The 17,926-nt window shown below is 39.8% G+C and carries 23 protein-coding genes; 9 read left to right on the top strand and 14 right to left on the bottom strand.

Features of this window, described 5'->3' with window-relative positions:
* Position 1: 1 nt before the first annotated feature.
* Both SLP02_RS13205 and SLP02_RS13200 read left to right on the top strand, forming a co-directional pair.
* Positions 2-292: a hypothetical protein gene (locus SLP02_RS13205; RefSeq protein WP_319421119.1), complete on the top strand. Its 291-nt coding sequence runs from the start codon at positions 2-4 to the stop codon at positions 290-292.
* Positions 258-542, top strand: coding sequence for a hypothetical protein (locus SLP02_RS13200; RefSeq protein ID WP_319421118.1), 285 nt, complete (start codon positions 258-260; stop codon positions 540-542). Before SLP02_RS13205 ends, SLP02_RS13200 begins: the two co-directional genes overlap by 35 nt.
* Before the next feature lie 92 nt (positions 543-634).
* Here SLP02_RS13200 and SLP02_RS13195 read toward each other — a convergent pair whose 3' ends face one another.
* Positions 635-1,996, bottom strand: coding sequence for an 8-oxoguanine deaminase (locus SLP02_RS13195; RefSeq protein ID WP_319421117.1), 1,362 nt, complete (start codon positions 1,994-1,996; stop codon positions 635-637).
* Between the two features lie 118 nt (positions 1,997-2,114).
* Entirely contained in the window at positions 2,115-4,538 is a 2,424-nt protein-coding gene (locus SLP02_RS13190; protein WP_319421116.1) for a S9 family peptidase, read from the bottom strand.
* Between the two features lie 123 nt (positions 4,539-4,661).
* Between SLP02_RS13190 and SLP02_RS13185 the strand changes: the two genes are divergently transcribed.
* Positions 4,662-4,892: a DUF433 domain-containing protein gene (locus SLP02_RS13185; RefSeq protein WP_319421115.1), complete on the top strand. Its 231-nt coding sequence runs from the start codon at positions 4,662-4,664 to the stop codon at positions 4,890-4,892.
* On the opposite strand, the gene SLP02_RS13180 is transcribed toward SLP02_RS13185, so the two are convergent.
* A complete protein-coding gene (locus SLP02_RS13180) occupies positions 4,885-5,154 on the bottom strand; it encodes an AbrB/MazE/SpoVT family DNA-binding domain-containing protein (protein ID WP_319421114.1) in 270 nt (89 codons plus the stop codon). The two genes, SLP02_RS13185 and SLP02_RS13180, sit on opposite strands and share 8 nt — an antisense overlap.
* 168 nt (positions 5,155-5,322) lie before the next feature.
* Positions 5,323-5,718: an ACT domain-containing protein gene (locus SLP02_RS13175; RefSeq protein WP_319421113.1), complete on the bottom strand. Its 396-nt coding sequence runs from the start codon at positions 5,716-5,718 to the stop codon at positions 5,323-5,325.
* Positions 5,719-5,886: 168 nt separating this feature from the next.
* On the opposite strand from SLP02_RS13175, the gene SLP02_RS13170 reads away from it, so the two are divergent.
* Both SLP02_RS13170 and SLP02_RS13165 read left to right on the top strand, forming a co-directional pair.
* Positions 5,887-6,444 (top strand): hypothetical protein, encoded by a 558-nt coding sequence (locus SLP02_RS13170; RefSeq protein WP_319421112.1) that lies wholly within the window; start codon positions 5,887-5,889, stop codon positions 6,442-6,444.
* Between the two features lie 403 nt (positions 6,445-6,847).
* Positions 6,848-7,309 carry a hypothetical protein gene (locus SLP02_RS13165; protein WP_319421111.1) on the top strand — a complete coding sequence of 154 codons (462 nt, stop codon included), beginning with the start codon at positions 6,848-6,850 and terminating at the stop codon, positions 7,307-7,309.
* A 179-nt stretch (positions 7,310-7,488) separates the two neighbouring features.
* On the opposite strand, the gene SLP02_RS13160 is transcribed toward SLP02_RS13165, so the two are convergent.
* Positions 7,489-8,013: a hypothetical protein gene (locus tag SLP02_RS13160; RefSeq protein WP_319421110.1), complete on the bottom strand. Its 525-nt coding sequence runs from the start codon at positions 8,011-8,013 to the stop codon at positions 7,489-7,491.
* Between the two features lie 266 nt (positions 8,014-8,279).
* Here SLP02_RS13160 and SLP02_RS13155 point away from each other — a divergent pair, with 266 nt between their 5' ends.
* Positions 8,280-8,807, top strand: coding sequence for a hypothetical protein (locus SLP02_RS13155; RefSeq protein ID WP_319421109.1), 528 nt, complete (start codon positions 8,280-8,282; stop codon positions 8,805-8,807).
* A 168-nt stretch (positions 8,808-8,975) separates the two neighbouring features.
* The gene (locus tag SLP02_RS13150) at positions 8,976-9,884 is read left to right on the top strand and encodes a hypothetical protein (protein WP_319421108.1); all 909 of its coding nucleotides are present in this window, start codon (positions 8,976-8,978) and stop codon (positions 9,882-9,884) included.
* 105 nt (positions 9,885-9,989) lie between these two features.
* On the opposite strand, the gene SLP02_RS13145 is transcribed toward SLP02_RS13150, so the two are convergent.
* Together SLP02_RS13145 and pip are read right to left on the bottom strand one after the other, a co-directional pair.
* On the bottom strand, positions 9,990-10,397 hold the full coding sequence (locus SLP02_RS13145) for a DUF2834 domain-containing protein (protein ID WP_319421107.1): 408 nt from the start codon (positions 10,395-10,397) through the stop codon (positions 9,990-9,992).
* A 104-nt stretch (positions 10,398-10,501) separates the two neighbouring features.
* Positions 10,502-11,449, bottom strand: coding sequence for a prolyl aminopeptidase (gene pip / locus SLP02_RS13140; protein ID WP_319421106.1), 948 nt, complete (start codon positions 11,447-11,449; stop codon positions 10,502-10,504).
* Between the two features lie 207 nt (positions 11,450-11,656).
* Here pip and SLP02_RS13135 point away from each other — a divergent pair, with 207 nt between their 5' ends.
* The gene (locus SLP02_RS13135; protein ID WP_319421105.1) at positions 11,657-12,523 is read left to right on the top strand and encodes a GNAT family N-acetyltransferase; all 867 of its coding nucleotides are present in this window, start codon (positions 11,657-11,659) and stop codon (positions 12,521-12,523) included.
* A 139-nt stretch (positions 12,524-12,662) separates the two neighbouring features.
* On the opposite strand, the gene SLP02_RS13130 is transcribed toward SLP02_RS13135, so the two are convergent.
* The 7 genes from SLP02_RS13130 to SLP02_RS13100 form a co-directional block, all read right to left on the bottom strand.
* The gene (locus SLP02_RS13130; RefSeq protein ID WP_319421104.1) at positions 12,663-12,782 is read right to left on the bottom strand and encodes a photosystem II reaction center protein J; all 120 of its coding nucleotides are present in this window, start codon (positions 12,780-12,782) and stop codon (positions 12,663-12,665) included.
* A gap of 56 nt (positions 12,783-12,838) precedes the next feature.
* Positions 12,839-12,958: a photosystem II reaction center protein L gene (locus SLP02_RS13125; RefSeq protein ID WP_319421103.1), complete on the bottom strand. Its 120-nt coding sequence runs from the start codon at positions 12,956-12,958 to the stop codon at positions 12,839-12,841.
* Between the two features lie 9 nt (positions 12,959-12,967).
* Positions 12,968-13,102 carry a cytochrome b559 subunit beta gene (gene psbF, locus SLP02_RS13120; RefSeq protein WP_319421102.1) on the bottom strand — a complete coding sequence of 45 codons (135 nt, stop codon included), beginning with the start codon at positions 13,100-13,102 and terminating at the stop codon, positions 12,968-12,970.
* 17 nt (positions 13,103-13,119) lie between these two features.
* Positions 13,120-13,365: a cytochrome b559 subunit alpha gene (psbE, locus tag SLP02_RS13115; RefSeq protein ID WP_319421101.1), complete on the bottom strand. Its 246-nt coding sequence runs from the start codon at positions 13,363-13,365 to the stop codon at positions 13,120-13,122.
* Between the two features lie 105 nt (positions 13,366-13,470).
* Positions 13,471-14,526, bottom strand: a complete 1,056-nt coding sequence (locus SLP02_RS13110) for a photosynthesis system II assembly factor Ycf48 (RefSeq protein WP_319421100.1) — start codon at positions 14,524-14,526, stop codon at positions 13,471-13,473.
* 99 nt (positions 14,527-14,625) lie between these two features.
* Positions 14,626-15,021 (bottom strand): rubredoxin, encoded by a 396-nt coding sequence (locus SLP02_RS13105; protein WP_319421099.1) that lies wholly within the window; start codon positions 15,019-15,021, stop codon positions 14,626-14,628.
* A 216-nt stretch (positions 15,022-15,237) separates the two neighbouring features.
* Positions 15,238-16,521, bottom strand: coding sequence for a TldD/PmbA family protein (locus SLP02_RS13100; protein WP_319421098.1), 1,284 nt, complete (start codon positions 16,519-16,521; stop codon positions 15,238-15,240).
* Between the two features lie 278 nt (positions 16,522-16,799).
* On the opposite strand from SLP02_RS13100, the gene SLP02_RS13095 reads away from it, so the two are divergent.
* On the top strand, positions 16,800-17,717 hold the full coding sequence (locus tag SLP02_RS13095) for a thylakoid membrane protein ThyD (protein ID WP_319423681.1): 918 nt from the start codon (positions 16,800-16,802) through the stop codon (positions 17,715-17,717).
* Positions 17,718-17,926 lie beyond the last annotated feature (209 nt).

The raw sequence follows: 17,926 nt of genomic DNA, 5'->3' as shown, positions 1-17,926 counted from the left end.
TATGGTTACTACTACTGATGATCGAGGTTCAGGTTCGTTGAGAGCGGCGATCGCTGGCAACGGGATAAATCAAGGAAAAGGCGGTGCTATTTTTATGGTTACCGAAGCTTTAGCACAACAAGCAAATAGCGAGACAGCGACCCGTTATAGCGACTGTCGATTGGAGCATTCCCTTGCTAGCGGGTGTGGAACAAGGCTCTTGAACAGAGCCGTTTCCACCCGCTCTGACGGCGACGCGGTGAGACAGTTGCGTTGCGGTGAAGCAGTTCGTTGGCGGGGTTCCCCCGCTTAAAGAAACTGCTGAACCCGAAGGGGGGTTTCCCCCGTTGCGAGACAAAACCGTTGCGGGGGTTCCCCCCGTTGAGGTTATTGTCGAGGGCGAGCAAACTGTTGAACCCTTTAGGGGGTCTCCAAGAGGGTGCGATCGCTCTCTAGTTGCTTCTTTAAAATCATTACCTGAATTTAGTAACAATTTTGCTACTGATGCCGATAACTCTTTTATAGATAATGTTGATGTTTATGGAGAAATTTTGCTTAATTGAAGTACGTGGAATAGCGCGCTTGTTGAAAAGAGATTAATGAGAATATGTGGGTAGTCTCTGCAATACAGTGGAGAGAAAGCTGAAAAAAGCAATTATTTGGAAGCTAATTTTACTGCAATTTGATTGCTCTTTTCGATTATTTGCTTAAACTCAATAGTAGTTAAATTACCTCGATCCACAATTTTTTGACCATTAATAAAGCTGTAGTCTACATAATCAGTTTGACAGTAAATTAATGCAGCAACAGGATCTTGTTGTGTTCCGACAAAACCAGGCTTATCTAAATCAACCGCAACAAAATCTGCTGCCATCCCTGGTGCTAGATAGCCAATATCGTTTCTGCCTAAAACCTTCGCACCGCCTTTAGTAGCAATCTCTAAGGCATCACGGGCAGTCATTACTGAAGCATCTTCATCTTTGACGCGGGCGAGAAGAAAAGCTTGGCGGGCTTCATGGAATAAGTTTGTGGCATCATTAGAAGCTGCACCGTCTACGCCCAAGCCTACAGGAACATTGGCATTAAGCATTTTACGGATAGGTGCAATACCGCTAGCCAAACGCATATTGCTACAGGGACAGTGTGCCACTCCAGTACCAGTTTGACCAAACTTATCAATAGAGCGATCGCTTAACTTAACACAGTGAGCGTGCCAGACATCATCCCCCAGCCAGCCGACTGACTCTGCATAGTCTCCAGGAGTTAGATTAAACTTAGACAGGCTATACTCCACATCCCCTTTGGTTTCTGCTAGATGGGTATGGAGTCTTACCCCTGGATAACTTCTCGCCATTGCAGCCGACTCTTTCATTAAATCTTGAGATACGGAGAATGGCGAACAGGGCGCAAGGACGATTCTCACCATAGAATAGCGATCGTTATCGTGATACTGTTCGATTAATCGCTGCGAATCTTTTAAGATATCTGCTTCTTTTTCAACTAAAAAATCTGGAGGCAAACCGCCATTACTTTCCCCGACGCTCATACTGCCCCGACTGGCATGAAACCGCAAGCCAATGCCCCCGACAGCGCGGATTTGCTCATCGAGGGTGCAGTCATTGGGAAATAAATAATGATGATCGCTGGCAGTAGTACAGCCTGATAGAATTAGTTCTGCTGCTGCCAACTGGGAACTATAGTACATTCCTTCCGCAGTTAAGTTTGACCACAAAGGATAGTGCGCTGTTAACCACTCAAACAAATCGCCATTTTGCCCTGCGGGAGTTACACGAGTTAGGTTTTGAAAGAAATGATGATGGGTATTGACTAAACCAGGTAAAACTATATGTCTGTCTTGTAAATCTAAAACTTCATCAGCAGTATTGGGTAATTCTTTTGTTGTCCCTACCTGTTCGATAACGTTATCCCTGACTAATAAAGCACCGTGACGAATCTCGCGACGGCGATCATTCATTGTTACTAAAGTATGAATATTTTTGACAAGTAGGGTAGGCATTTATTTGAGGAGATGAGGAATATAAGTATTCTAATAGAGACAGGAGATAAGGCGATCGCTTTTACTTTATAGCAAAGATACTTGCAGTTATATTTGAAGATTATTGAGCTTCATTAGATTAAAAGTCTCCAAACCAAGCAAAAATGCGCTCCCACATATCCTTAATATTGGCAGGGCTGGAAAGAACATGACCTTCTCCCCAATAACGCACAAATTCGGCTCGTTTTCCCTGACGGTAGAGGCTGGCAAAAAATTCTTCTCCTTGCTGGATGGGTACGTAATCCATGTCTCCTTGAATAATCATTAGAGGGGTTTGCACGCGATCTACTGCAAAAATGGGACTGTTACGGAGATAACGCCCCAAATTTTTCCAGGGTGGATTACCCATTGCTGTTTGACCAGATTCAAGCAGTATGCCCTGAAAAAAATCTTCGTGGGCATTTTCTCGATAGCGAAATCTAGGGTCGAATGCACCATACAAACTAACAAGATTGGCAAGTCCCGCCAAGGATACTGCTGCTTTAAAGCGATGGGTTTGAGTAATCAGACCATAAACGGCATAACCACCAAAACTGTGACCCATTAAATAAAGTCGTTCAGGATCGGCAATGTTAAGAGCGATCGCTTTTTCCACTGCGGGTAAGACGACCTGGAGTAACTTTAACATTGGATCGTCTGCTTCTCCTTCTGGTTTAAGGGGAATACTGGGTTGCAGGAATACATAACCCTGGGCTGCTGCCAGTTGAAAATTGAGAGGGCTAACAAAGTTAAGTTCGCAAGAAGGATGAGGGGTAGGACTAATAACCCAGCCTGGGTAAACCTCTGTTATTACAGGATAAGTGCATTCTGAGTCATAGTCTGGCGGTAAAATAAGTTGCGCCCTAAGTTTTTCCCCGTCTAAGCTGGTATATTCTATTTGGCGTAGTTGACCTAGTTTAATATCACGCAGAAAAGTATTGGTTTCTAAAAAACAATTAATTTTTGAGTTATGAGAAGACCAGAGATAAGTCCCCGTATTATCGCTAGCAGTAAAAATCACTGTATCTGTTTGAGATTCGTATGCTGCTACTTGGGCTTTTGGTTGTGGTTTCTCTAACAGTTTCCAGGTGTCTTCTACTAGGTCGATTTGATAAAATTCGGTCTGTTCTTCTACCTCCGTACTCACTATAATCTTAGTAAATTCTTGTTTGGTAGAAACTACTTGAGTATCTCCTCTGCTGGTATCTCCTGGGTAAACAATTGCGGTTAATTTTGCTTCTAATTCAGTAGTAATATTCTCTAGAGGATTGTTCTTAAGTCTAATACGCCAAAGATTACCCTCAACAAGTCCGACAAATGATTTACTTCCTACCTCTGCTAATAATTCTACTGGGGGTGTCTCTAGGTCTGCGGTCAAACAAATTGGTTCGCTATTAAACCGTACTAACCACCAATCATAGCTGTTTTGGGGAGTGGGTTGAGCCTCTTTCTGTGCAGCGTAAACCAGTAATGTATTATCTACCGCCCAGAGTAGACGGGGTTTATTTCTAATTAAAGGTGCAGCATTAATTTTGCTACCCCAAGTTTGCACTGTATTATTCTGACAATCGTAAATATAAATCTGTGGCGGGCGATCTCGTTTGTCTTCATAACCGATAAAAGCTAATTGTTGACTATCTGGCGACCAACACAAAGAATCTGCCAATACATCGTTACTTACTTCTAATCTTTTTGGTTCTCGATCTTGTAAAGAAATAAGCCTAAGGGCGTATCTTTCAGCAAACTCTAAATTGAGGGATAAATCGGCTTGTGGCTGTCGAATATCTACTGTTTCTAGACAAGCAAGCCAGTTTTTATCGCCAGAAAGGGTATATTCTTGGGTATTAGCCGTAAACAGAGTTTTGGTAGTGCAACTACGCTGCGCGTATCCTAACGGATCGCCAATATTAACTACAATCGATGTTTTTGGATCGCGTTTACTAAGATCGACTGCAACACCACTTTTTAAAACACTAACAGTTACTTCTTTCCCTCTATTGGCTGTTTGCGATCCTTGCCATGCCTTTTGTGGAGAGTCTGTTTCGACAATCATTCCCCAGGGTTTTTCACCTTCTGCTAAAACCGTACAGATAATCTCTTTGTTGGAAATCCAAACGTAAGGGCAATATGTTGCATCTTCAGAGTTAACTCCTCTTGAAGTAAGCTGCTGAAAACTTTCTGTAGCTTGCGACCAAGCCCAGAGAGTAACATTACCTCCCTTAGTAGATAACATAGCTAAGTGTTTGCCATCGGGCGACCAAGCTGGCGACCAATAACCGACATCTTCTTCTATACCCTTGGTGAGATTGAATGATTTAGAAGTTGCCAAATCTGCCAGCCAAATGTCGGCGCGATCATTATCATGTAAAAAATCTTGTTTGTGATTTTTAGTAGTTGCTTTGGCTCTTTGGACTACATAGGCTAACGTTTTACCATCTGGAGAAAAACTATAAGCCCCGCCATAATAACGTCCAATCTGTTCGAGGTTAAATAAATCTTCTATCAGTAATAATCTTACAGACATAATTCTTGGGAATTAAATAGCAGTTAGTTGAAGCCGAGTAAAAAGAGAAGATGCGCTCGCTCTTCATCTCATTACTATTTTTTGATAAAGTATAGCTAATGATAAAAATATGTTTTTGCAGTCATGGGCTATCACGACTTAATTACAATTGAACCAGATAAACGAGGAGGAAAGCCCTGTGTTAGACGAATGAGGATTACTGTCTACGATGTTTTAGGCTGGTTAGCTTCTGGAATGTCTCATGATGAAATTATAGACGACTTTTCTAAATTGACCGAGGAGGATATCAAAGCCTGTTTGGAATTTGCTGCCGATCGCGAACATCGTTTAGTTGCTTCTGTAAATATTAATTGAAACTACTTTTTGACCAAAATTTGAGTCGTAAATTAATCAATACTGCTAAGGCTTTAAAAGTTTCTCGATACTGCTTCATAAAGACGCGACCTTTTTGAATTTGTGCCTCCACTTCTCGATTGTAAGGAGTTAAAACATATCCTTCGGCAGTTTCTACTGCATAAAGAAAATCTCCTTTCTCTAGCTTCATGCTTTTGAGCATTTCTTTAGGAATAACAACTCCTGTTGAAGATCCTACTGTAGCTAACTTGAGTGTATACATAAAATCAGCACAATATTATAGCAATCATTATAATAACAAAATGAATTATGCAAGACAGCTTTGTAGTTTTATGACTAGTTGAATCTGTCCAATTATTGGTAGCAAGTTAAAGCTGAAGAAAAAGAGCAGATGCGATCGCTATATTAAAAATAAAAATAAGATCCTATTTCAGTTTGAAAACTCGTGAAGCAACTTCATTGTCTCTTTAGCGCGTGAAGCAGGGACAAATAAATGATCGTGGTAATAAGCCGAAACTGGATTTACGCTGATATTATGTTCGGCTAATTTGTTAGCGATCGCAGCAAGAAAACCAACTGCTTCCAAACTAGAATGGATCGAAAGAGTGATCATCGAAAAGACTGATGTGTAAGACAAATTGGCTGTATCAGCCTGTTCTCGTTCTAGAATCAGAGTCAACCCCTCATTTTCTCGGAATTGCCCAATAGGATCGAGGTGAGAAAAGCTATGATTTTGATTATTGACGCTGCAAAAAACATACTCCCCTGAACAGAGAACAGGCTGCATGGATTTTAACAAAGCCTTTAGATTGGTTTCGCCTGGCATTAGTTTCCAAATTAGTTTTAGGTTAATATTTCAGTTAAAGCGATCGCCATGTAAATCCTGAAGAACATCAGGACTTGCAAACTTTATTGGATGCAATGGCAGATAATTGCCTATAATAACCGAGCGACATATCAAATATAAGCAGGATCTATAATGTAGTGTTAGATTATGAAAAATAAAATTGTCTTTTTGTTTTTATGTCTCTTTATAGAGACAGCTTTTATAGTACTAAAAACAGCAGATACTGTTTTGGCGCAAACCAATGAAGAAACAGAAGCAAAGAAACAAAAAAAAGATAAACCGACACGCAGCTACATTGGTTTAGGTGGCAATATTGGTATTAGTGGGTCAAAAACGGCTTTAGGAGACGGAGGCTTCTCTTTAGTAGGTAAAACTGCTTTTACAAAAAACATATCTCTTCACACTTCAACTATTTTTGGCGGCAATAACGTCAGCACTTTTGCCTTAACCTTTGGCGTTCCTGTCTTTAAATCTTTTACCAGTGATTTAGATTTTATTTACCCTTTTGTTGGTGGTGGAATAGCAATAGAAGATTTTTTTGGCGACTTTAATGTCGATGGCTTAGTGACTACAGGAGTTGATATACCTATATTATCAAGAGTTACAGGGACAGTCCGTCTTAATTTGGGCTTTGGTGAAGATGATACTGATGTAGGCTTACTTTTGGGTGTCGGCTACAACTTTAGTCTTTTCGATCTTCTGTAAAATAATGAGTCGATCGCAAATTGCCAGCAAAAACTTTGCTCGATCAATTCAAATGAGATGAATTACTAGGAGAAAGCGATATTATTTCTATCCGCGATCGCGTTTCTTGATTAACAGCAGCGTATAGTTAGTATAAATTCGAGTCTTGGTTATAGTTACGAATATTTAAGAATATTCGGCTTTAGCGATCGCAGTATTATCATCGCCAAAGAAGTTGACAAGGTTGCAGAACAAATAGGCAAGAGTTCTTCTTTTTTAATTTTTACTGCTTCATGGACAAATTATTCACAGACAAGGCGATCGCATTTCTTCTAAATCATACTTCAATTCAGCAACGCCCTCTAATTAAGTGCTGCGGAAGATACGAATAATATTAATATCAGTTTTTTGAGACTTTATAAAGATGAACGACAAAAATTCTTTACCAATACTTATTGTGGCATTAGTTGCTGGTTTTTTGGCAGTTTTAGTTTTTCATCAACCAATGCTAATTCTGCTCAAAAACATTGGGTTGGCTGCCGATAATCTTACTCCTTATGCTACGAATCCAACTCCTCCTTTCGGTATCCCTCGCGTTTTGTCTTTGGCATTATGGGGAGGAGTTTGGGGCATACTTTTGGCGATCGCTATTTCTGGCACTCAAGGTCTTGCTTACTGGTTATCAGGACTGTTATTGGGCGCAATAGTCCCTAGTTTAGTTAATTGGTTTATCGTTTTACCTCTTAAAGATGAACCCGTTGGCGGTGGTTGGCAAGTGCCTGGTGTAGCTACTGCTTTAATTGTTAATGGTGTTTGGGGAATAGGAACGGTCTTGTTATTTCGTTTGTTAGCTCGTAATCTTTTGAGTAATAATCGGCGCAATTGAGCCTGTATGTAATCAGATTTTTAATATTCACCGTGACCAACCGTTACTTTTTCTGCTTGCCTTAGTTTTCTTCAGGGTGGTAACTACTTTAGCCTCAGATTTGGTAGTTTTGGCAGATTCAGCTTCGGTTGGCTTTACTTCAGATTCGGCTTTTAGTTCGGGTGTTGATTCTAAGAAAATTAGATTTGATAGCGATAAATAATAAAAGGAACTCTGCCTCGCCCTTGTCTGAGAGTTGAAGTAATACTATTTGGGTAAGTACCAAATTGAAATACCTGCTCTCTAAGTGTCTCACGGACTAACGAAGTAGGAGAAACTTGATAGCTTCTTATATATGCTGTATAGTTCGTACCTATTCCGTTATCAATGTAGTAAGAGCTATCAATAAAGCTGGACTCAACAGGAAGATTGTTATCTCCTAAAATATATACGTTATCATCTACCGAAAGCCCTGGGTCTAGGGGTTGGGAGTCGATACTAATATTATTGTTATTGTTAATAATATTCTGACTTTCACTGGTAGCAGGGTCTGTCTCAGGCGATCGCTTCTGACTGGCATTGCAGATATCGGTTAAATCTGTTAGCTGTCCAGAATTATCGATTAGGTAACATTTTGGGCGTTCTTGTGCGACAGCTATTGGTGTCAACACACCGATCAAACTCAGGCTAGTTAAAAATATTGTTAGTAGAAATTTATAAGTCATTTTTCTGGCTCGTTATAAACAACAGTATATTTACTGATATCTTTATTGTTGCTTAAAAGTGGAGCATTGTACTACTAATTAAAGAAATTTACATTGCTAACAGTGAGCCTGATAAATTTGCGGCTGACGATTGCTTTGAGTGGCAGCAAGATTGAGTTTATTTATTGTAGTTTGAAGTAGTGCAATCGCGTTATTGAAAGAACAGTATGCGGTAGGTACGATAGAAATAAAGAGAATAAAATCAGAAAACGTTAAATAATAATTCAATGAATCCTAACAACTGGTTTACAGTCTTTTCTTTTTGTGCGATCGCCACTTTTTTGAGCGTGAGTTATGGTTGGTTAGTCAAAAAAGGAAAACTACCATTAAACTCAGTGATGGCTTTTAACGATGCACAGATCCAATTTATTAGAGTTTGGGCTAAGGTTGCAGGGCTAGTAGGGATAATTCTGCCTCTAGTTATGTGGATTGTCTTCTGGAATCAGCCAATTGTACGAGTCTTTTTCAGTTGTTATTTATTGGCTGTTGTCGTTCAGTTAGCGAGTGAAACAGGTTTTAGTCGTATTTTGTGTAAAAGTGTTGTTGTCATTATTGGAACACTTTACACGGGGTTTCGCATTTGGCAATTATGGTCGGGGTTACATTTAATAAATTATCCTCAGCCTTGGCTTGGTTTGTTGTGGTTAGTTTTACTGTTTTGGGTGGCAAATCTGATTATGTTGACCACAATGGCTATTCCTAGCATCTTTCCTAAATCAGAAAGTTACAGTTTGGGTGAAACGAAGACAGATTGAGTAAGCGTTACTGTAAGTTAGAACGGGCGATAAGCCTACGGCATTGCTTTGCTACGCACTTTTGAGAGAACAATATGCAATTGGAACGGTGGAGGTTAGGATTGTGCAATCTAAACCGTTAGGTAATAGCTAAAAAATTACTTGATAGAACACAAGTATAAAATTTTTATGAGCAATTCTCTAGAATGTAACTCAACTGCTCGATCACTTTTGATTCATGCTGTTAAGAAACAAATCAAATTAAGAGAACAAGATGAATGGAAAAAAGAGCTACCCGAAAGGTGTCCTCCAATCCTTTGGTTTGGGAATGCTGAAACTAAAAAACCTATTATTCTTACTGTAGCTGCAAATCCATCGCGGAAAGAATATCTTAATGAAACTCCTGAGTCAGCTTTAAAAAAGGTCAAAAATAACGAACCATTGAATTATCGGGAAACACCAAATAATCGTTTTCGAGTACTAAACCAAACTGAAGAACTTGCTGATATTCTCAATGATCAACAGCTTCAAGACGAAATCATCAACGGATATAACTTTTATTTTTATCCTCAAGACGAGCGATATACAGCATACACCAAATGGTTCGGCATGAATAAACCCGATAGTTACAATGTAGAAGGTTTCCTAAGAGGTTTTGGCGCATCGTATTATCCAAACAACAATTTATCTTATCAAGCAGTTCACATAGACCTTTTTCCTTTTGCTACATTGTCTAACTTCAAGTGTTTACTAGAAAATGAAAACATTAATGAAGAAGATTTGTTCGGTAATAATTGGGCAGCAAACTTCATTCAATCACTTATTACGATGCTTCAGCCATCTTCGCTTATTCTCTTTGGGCGTACAAACTTTAATTATTTCAGTCAGTACATAGATAGCTCTATATCTCAAACAATATGGCAAGGCTACGGATGTGCTAGCTATTGTATAGGAGGAGCAATCAAGGTCGAACTACCTTTTATCGGACTTAGTACTAATTTGGGCAACCCAAAATGTTTCACGGCTGCAAGTCTAAACCAATATGGTCAACATATACAACAGGAAGTATTGAGATCGCACCCAAACCACACCCAATAGACTAACGACTGATAACAAAAAAACAACGCTATTAAATTTCAGAGAAAATGTAGAGGTGAGGCAAGGATATTAGGGATGGGAAGTAGAAGTAGGACAATCAATTATTTACGTTGGTGAAATGTTCTCCTTCTGATTATCTCCTGCTATACCTAACAATTTAATCTGCTTGCGCTCTCGCATGAACAGAAACAACGGAAATCCAAAACCAAAGGACACTGAGAACATAACGACAATGTAAAGACCCCACAACCTCATTTTTAGTCGTCGCCCTTCGGTCACGATCAGCACTATTGCACACAAGGCTGCAATAGTTACATCCATCCCAATAAAACTGGAGGCGGAATTAGCAAAAACTTGTTCGATAAACAAAGCAATATCGAAGTTAAGAAAGTTAGCTATGGTCAATTCTCCTTTGGTGGCAATGGTGAACTGCACTAAATAATAATTTGTCAAGACGAAGCCGATCGCTGTTAGGGCAGCATAGATAGCTTGTCGAATGCGATTCTGAAGCATAAAAGTTTAAGTTTACAAAGCATTCCTTGATGCTTTTACACTATCACTAAAAATCAATAAATTGGCTACTGCCAACATCAGGAGATATTTTATTTGTTTTTTAGCTACAATGCAGCAAATCGATCGCTTGCCCTAATTAGAGCATCTTTAATTCCTGGTTCGGATACAGAATGTCCTGCATCGGCAATAACGACAAATTCTGCTTCTGTCCAAACCTGATGAAGTTCCCAAGCGGTAATCATGGGACAGACCACATCATATCTGCCCTGAACAATGACTCCTGGTAAATGGCGGATGCGCTCGACGTTATCTAATAATTGATTTTCACTCTTGAGAAAGCCTTTGTTAACAAAATAATGACATTCAATGCGGGCAAAAGCCTCGGCAAATTCTGCTCTGCCAAAGCTAACTTTGCTAGCTTGCGAAGGAATTAGCTTGCTGGTGCTGGCTTCCCAAACTGACCAAGCACGGGCTGCCTCTAGGCGGATTTGGGCATCTTCACTGGTTAACCTTTTGTAAAAAGCAGATAATAAATCACCTCTTTCTGCTGGAGGGATAGGCTTAATATACTCCTGCCAAGCGTCAGGATAGATATTACTTGCGCCCTCTTGGTAAAACCAGCCAATTTCCGATGGGCGTAACATAAATATGCCCCGCAGGATTAGACCTTTACAGCTATCTGGATGAGTTTGGCTATATGCCAAAGCTAATGTACTGCCCCAACTACCACCAAATACTACCCACCGATCTATATTTAGATGCTGTCTAAGCTTTTCAATATCGCTGACCAAATCCCAGGTAGTATTTTCGCGTAATTCTGCATAGGGAGTGCTTTGCCCACATCCCCTTTGAGCGAAGATAACAATACGCCATTGCTGAGGATCAAAATATTGCCGATACATAGGGGCAATTCCGCCACCAGGACCACCATGAAGAAATATTACTGGTTTGCCTTGAGGATTACCAGATTCTTCATAGTGAACTGTATGTAGCTCAGAGACTTTTAATTTGCCTTGATTGTAAGGTTCGATAGGTGGATATAAATCTTTCATTGGTTAGTTATTAATTGTAAGTTATTAGCTTTATAGAGCGATCGCCACTATAACGATAATGCCCGTATCTCAAGCCCAGGCAATATTTCTCTTAATAAACCTAAAAATAGATTCATATTTCAACGCGATTTTTAGAAAGAAGTAGGGAGTTGTATTAAACCTTTTTTTTATACAAAATTATCATAAGGAAAATAGTGAGAGTTATTTATGGATGTAGTTAGATTCGATAATGCTAGCGAATATTATCAGAGGGTTGAAAGTTATTTACTAGAAGATGAAGCTACTCACTGTTTACTATTGGGTATCAGCAAAGCTTTAAGTAAATCTGATCGAGATGATGCTAACTTGCCATATCTTGCAACTGTTGAAAATAAAGGATTGATTAAAACAACAGCTATCCAAACTCCTCCTCGTAAATTAATGCTAGCTAAATCTACAGATAATAAAGCAGTTGACTCAATTGCTAAAGATATAGCATCGCCAAATAAATCTTTGCCTGGGGTCATAGCACCAAAATCAGAAGCTATAATCTTTGCTCGTACATGGCAATCTCTGACAGGACAAGCTTTTGAACTAGCTGTGGCGATGAAGATACATCAGTTGGAGATAGTACAGCCAATAACATCCGCTTCAGGTAATTTAAGATTAGCAACACAAAGCGATCGCAATTTGTTAATTAAATGGGGAAAGGCTTTTGAAGATGAAGCTTTAGGCGACAACGAACCCAGGTCAGATCATCAATTGTGGTTCAATCGACATTTAAAACAGAAAAGTCTTTTTGTTTGGCAAGATAAAGTATCTGTATCAATGGCAGCTTTTGGTGGAGCAACACCTAACGGAATTAGAATCAACGCAGTTTACACACCACCAGAATATAGAGGAAAAGGCTACGCAACATCTTGTGTTGCTGGAGTTAGTCAACAGTTACTCAATCAAGACTATAAATACTGTTTCTTATTTACTAATTTAGCTAACCCTATCTCTAACCATATTTATCGCCAGATTGGTTACCAGCCAGTATGGGTAATATACGACTATGACTTTAAATCAAGGGAACGCTCACCAAGACGCTAAAAGCTTAAAACAGTTTGATTATCTACTTTAAGCGATAAATTAAACAACAGCCCAAAAAAATACCGCCGAGTGGAAATACTAGGCGGTTCATTGCGTAACTGATTCTACATTTCAAGGTGTAGCTTGATTGAGGCAAACTCTACATTCCAGAGCCAACACCACCATAAGAACCGTAAAAAAAGATACCGACAACGGCGATGAGACCCGTGCCAGCTACTGTGGCAACGATCCACAAGGGAATTTTTCCATTTGCAAACATTCTTTTTAATTCTCCTCTTGTTATGAATATTGAGATAAGTTGTTTAAGTAACTTGTCTAGTTAAAGAAGTAACTAGAGAAAAGAATACCTAGAACAGCAATTAAAAGTAAACCCAAGTAGAGAGAGGTACGATTTAGCTCTACTGGTTGTCTATTTTTATTTTGATTTCTCTCCATGATTAACTCCTATCTTTGAATAAATTGCATAGAGGCGATCGCACCAAGAAAAAAAACGGTTGGTACGGCTAAAGTGTGAATTGCCAACCATCTAACGGTAAAGATGGGGTAAGAAACGGGTTGATTGGGGTTATTGCTTGTCATATTTTTCTACTTAATTTTTACTTATTAAATTCTTTGATTTGCCCTTTAGCATCATAGCGATCGCTAATCACAGGAATTTCAATTCGTTCTCGGGTAAAGTACTCATCGGGACGAGGAGTACCAAAAGCATCATAAGCCAACCCAGTGCTAACAAATAGCCATCCAGCTACAAACAGCATAGGAATTGTAACGCTATGGATTACCCAGTAGCGAACGCTCGTAATAATATCGGAAAATGGACGTTCTCCAGTATCTCCAGCCATATGTTTTATTTCTCCTGATTAAAAGTTTTCAAGCCTTGTGAATATTAAAAGCCTTATCTACATAATACGAAACAAAGGTAACTGCCTACAACTTACCTAAAGTAATTAGGCAGCAGTACCAGCTTCAGGCACATATTTTAGTAGTGTTCCTCGCTCACCCAAAATAAAGCCTCTTTGCGGTGAAAGGAATACTACTTTATAAAAATTAGAGGGCGCGTCTTCTACATCACGGTCTTTTGACCAAGTTTGACCACCATCAGGACTTACTAATAGATTAGCACTTCCTCCAGCTACCCAAATCTCTTCAGGGGTACGATAACCAACATCTAAAAAGCCCCAGCTAGCAGAAACTTCAGGATAGATAGGTTCTCCCCATTCTTCGTAATCTTCTGATTTGCTAAACTGAACCTGACCGCCACGAGCCAGCAACCAGAGACTTTCATCATCATTAAAACCCATATTTTGCAGACGACGAGATGAGGTTCTCTGGTGAGGAGTCCATTCGGTTTGACCTGGTTCCCAAGTAGAGTAAAAATTACCCTTGGCAGAAACAGCTACATATTTACCGTTGTTAGAACGCTGAATACCTCTAGCTACCCCCACCGAACCTTCTACTAAAGCCTTCCAGTTTTTGCCACCGTTTTCGGTTTTATAGATTGCCCCTAGATTGGTTACCATTTCTGCGGTAGACTTACCCAGAGCAATGATATCAAGAGGTGCGCCAGGAAGTTTCGCACTAAGAGGAATACGCGACCAACTATCACCACCATCTTCTGTGTGCAGCAAAATAGATGGTTGACCAGCAATCCAGCCTTCATCACCATCAAAACTGATGGCTTCTAAAGTTACCTTTTCTTCTCCTAAGTCTAAAGATTGCTGCGACCAAGTTTCACCACCGTCTTTGGTTTCAAATAAGGTGGCTTGAGTTCCCACTAGCCAACCGCGATCGCTATTACTAGTAAAAGCAATATCAGAAAAAATGGCTTCGGTTGGTAAAGTCATTGTTTTCCAAGGATTAGCGGTGGTGGAAGGCACTTGACTACAGCTAATACAAAATATACAAACTGCAAATAATATAGCTACTTGCTTTAAGTTTTGAACGTAGGGAATGCGTTGTTTTATGGCATACATCCAACTACGTGCTTGAATCAATAAATTCATAAATGTTTTTGTGATTAATTGAGGCAGATAAGCAGCAAATTCATGAGAAAAATCAACTAAAATAACTTTCTTTGAACCGCAGGCATGGAAATAAGATTGCTAGTGTAAGCCGTATAAGCTCAGGAATAACAAAAAGCCCAAACCCAAAGCACCAAAAATTAAAAGATTTTTTTGGGCAGGAGTCAGACGATTAACTCCTAAGCCATAATTCAAATTCTCAGCAAAGCCAGATGCTGAACCTTGCGCGCCAACATTAACAAATTGAGTTTTACGGACACCACAGACAGGACAACGCCAGTCATTCGATAGTTCTGCAAACGGAGTTCCTGCGGGAACATTCCCCTGATTATCCCCTTTAGATGGCACGTAAACATAACCACAAGAGCGACATTCATAACTTGCTGGAGCTTGTTCTGCCAGGGTTTTCTCTTTTGGGGGAGTCTGTTTGGCTAGAGTTTCTTCTGGATTTGGTTGTTTTTTAGCTGGCTCATTCATTGCTTTATGTTAAGCAAACATTAAAATATTATTCTTTTATGAATTATCGCATAAAAAAGTACAAGGGTTTAAAGGGATAAGGGAACGAAGGGCAAGCCAGTACGCAGGATGAGGAAAAAGAGATATTTACAACATTTAACTTGTTGAGCGTATCAAGCGATCGCCTTGGCTGGCTATTTCTCTAAGGAAAATAATTCAGAAGTACTTGCTAAAAAATTAACCTGTAACTGAAATTCCCTCTACTATCAACGAAGGCGTAAAACAAGAGCCATTCCAAATAGAATCACTACCCAAAGCAACCACCTCTTTTAAGATTTGATAGACATTACCTGAGATTGCCGTATCTTTTACTCGACCAGTTATCTTGCCATTTTCAACTCGATAGCCTAAATCTAGACTAACGGAAAAGTCTCCACTGATATCTGCACCACCGCCAAGCATTTGATCGACAATAATGCCATTATCTAGTTGAGTGATTAATTCTGAGAATGAGCTATCACCTGGAGTAACAATAAGATTTACTAAGGTAGGACTAGGATAGCTATCTAGATCAGAGCGAAAACCGTTTCCTGTTGGTTGAAGATTTAATTCTCTAGCAATAGTGCGATCGCTATAAAACTGATTGACTATTCCTTGAGAAATAAGCTCCAGTTTTTGAGTTGGCATTCCTTCATCGTCAAAAGGACAGTCATAGGGTTGTCGATCTGGCTGTTGAGAAAGACTAATTGATTTTGAGACAACTAATTGCTGATGCTGGCTACTCCAGGGAGATGACTTTTCTTTGACTCTTTTGCCGTTTAAAGCCGATGAGACAGTATCCCAAAGCAAATTAGCAGCATTGGCTGTAAGTAATACTGGTACAATGCCTTGAGGGGTCGTAACGTTACGCTTTGCCCAATCTAGACGTTTGACAATTTGCTCAATTACCAAATCAGGATTTAGTTTCTCTTTAGTGTATTCTCCGTCGTAGACACTCAAAAAGTCTTCGCCACGCACTAACTCCGCGCCAATATAGTAGCTTAAACCAGATTCTCTATAGTGACAGTGTAATCCTTGGGAGTTAATTAGGGTAGTAGTTTCCTGCTCAGACTCAAGCTCGGCAGAACAAACTAATTCAGGATATTCTTCCCGTAACCTTTCGATTGTTTGATTGCCCAATTCTATTAATTCAGTTACGGTTGCTTGCGCACCCGTCAAATCGTAAATTGCCTTTCTAGGGGGTGCTAATTCTATAGTTTCAGGTTGGTTGAGGTTTGATAAAGCGATCGCTTTACTGACTAACAATTCTGGCTCAAGGTTGCCATAAGCCACCGCTAAACCTGGCTTACTATCATGCCATAGTCTTAAAGCTGTACCTATAGATTGAGAACTTTCTAGCTGCTTGAGACGATTTCCCTCAAAAAATACTGGCTGGGATTGAGATGTCACCTGATAAACTTCTGCATGGCTTGCTCCTTGACGAGATGCCAACTGAAGCAGTAATTCCAGTTCTTGATTCATAAATTTTAATTTACAGCAGTTTTATACTTTTTTAATTATCGTCTTAGCATGATTATCCCGAATTCCATTGCTGTTGAACCTGCTATACATCCTATCTCATCGGCTTTGGATGTCATTTGTACCGCCTTGGTTTTAAAGGGACTGTAATTGGATATATAGCGTTTGAACCAACAAAAAGTGCGATCGCTTTTGGTTAGATTTTGCTGTTCTGCCTAATTACCCAGCCATCTTCTTTTATCATTAGTCTAAAGAGGTCGATATAAATAACAGTGCAACAGATGAAAATCGCCATTACAGGAGCAACAGGTTTAGTTGGCAGTCGTTTGGTAGCCAAGCTAAACCAAGAAGGGCATCAAATATTAGTTCTAACCCGTAATCCTAATAAAGCTCAAAAAGTTTTTCCCGCTTCAGCTTACTCCCAGCTAGAAATAGTTCAATATACTCCCCAAGAGTCGGGAGAATGGCAAAAAAGTATTTCAGGCTGTGATGGAGTAGTCAACTTAGCAGGAGAGCCTATTGCCGAACGCTGGAGTCCTCAGCAAAAACAGGCAATTATGTCAAGTCGCCAAATTGGCACGGCAAAACTAGTAGAAGCGATCGCCACCGCCGAGCAAAAGCCTCAGGTGCTAGTGAGTGGTTCGGCGATCGGTTACTATGGCACAAGTGAAACTGCTGCTTTTGTAGAAGACAGTCCTGCTGGAAATGACTTCTTAGCTCAAGTCTGTCAAGCTTGGGAAGCTGAAGCACAGAAAGTAACTGAGTTAGGAGTGCGATTAGTTATTTTACGTGTGGGTATTGTTTTAGCCAACGGCGGTGCATTGGGTAAAATGATCGGACCGTTTAAGATGTTTGCTGGCGGTCCTATTGGCAGTGGCAGACAGTGGTTTTCTTGGATTCACCGCGACGATTTGGTTAACTTGATTGTTCAAGCAATCAACCAAATTGATATGTCTGGAGTCTATAATGCTACCTCTCCTCATTCCGTTCGGATGAACAAACTGTGTCAAACTCTAGGTGAGGTGATGAATCGACCTTCTTGGCTACCTGTGCCTGATTTCGTTTTGGAAGTTTTGCTGGGAGATGGAGCAATAGTTGTACTCGAAGGACAGCAGGTGCTACCGCAAAAAACTCAGTCTACAGGCTTTAATTACCAGTATGCAGATCTAAAACCAGCACTGGTAGAAATTATTAAATAGCCTCAAGCAGACAACTATAGTCATTCCAATTAACTTCCTCATGATTGACTGGTTTAAGTCAGAGGTCAGAGGTCAGAGGTCAGAGGTCAGAGTAGTTTCAGGCACTCATCACAGTTGTCTTTTTTCGTATGGTTTCTATTTAGAATGACTATATTAATTGAAGTACAGCCAGGAGAAAAACCATTCTCAGTCTAGTAAAAAACTATCAA

It is taken from the genome of Pleurocapsa sp. FMAR1 (assembly GCF_963665995.1).
In the GTDB taxonomy this organism is placed as follows: Bacteria; Cyanobacteriota; Cyanobacteriia; order Cyanobacteriales; family Xenococcaceae; genus Waterburya.
The sequence above is the reverse complement of the archived record's forward strand: the minus strand, read 5'-3'. Positions and strand labels throughout refer to the sequence as shown.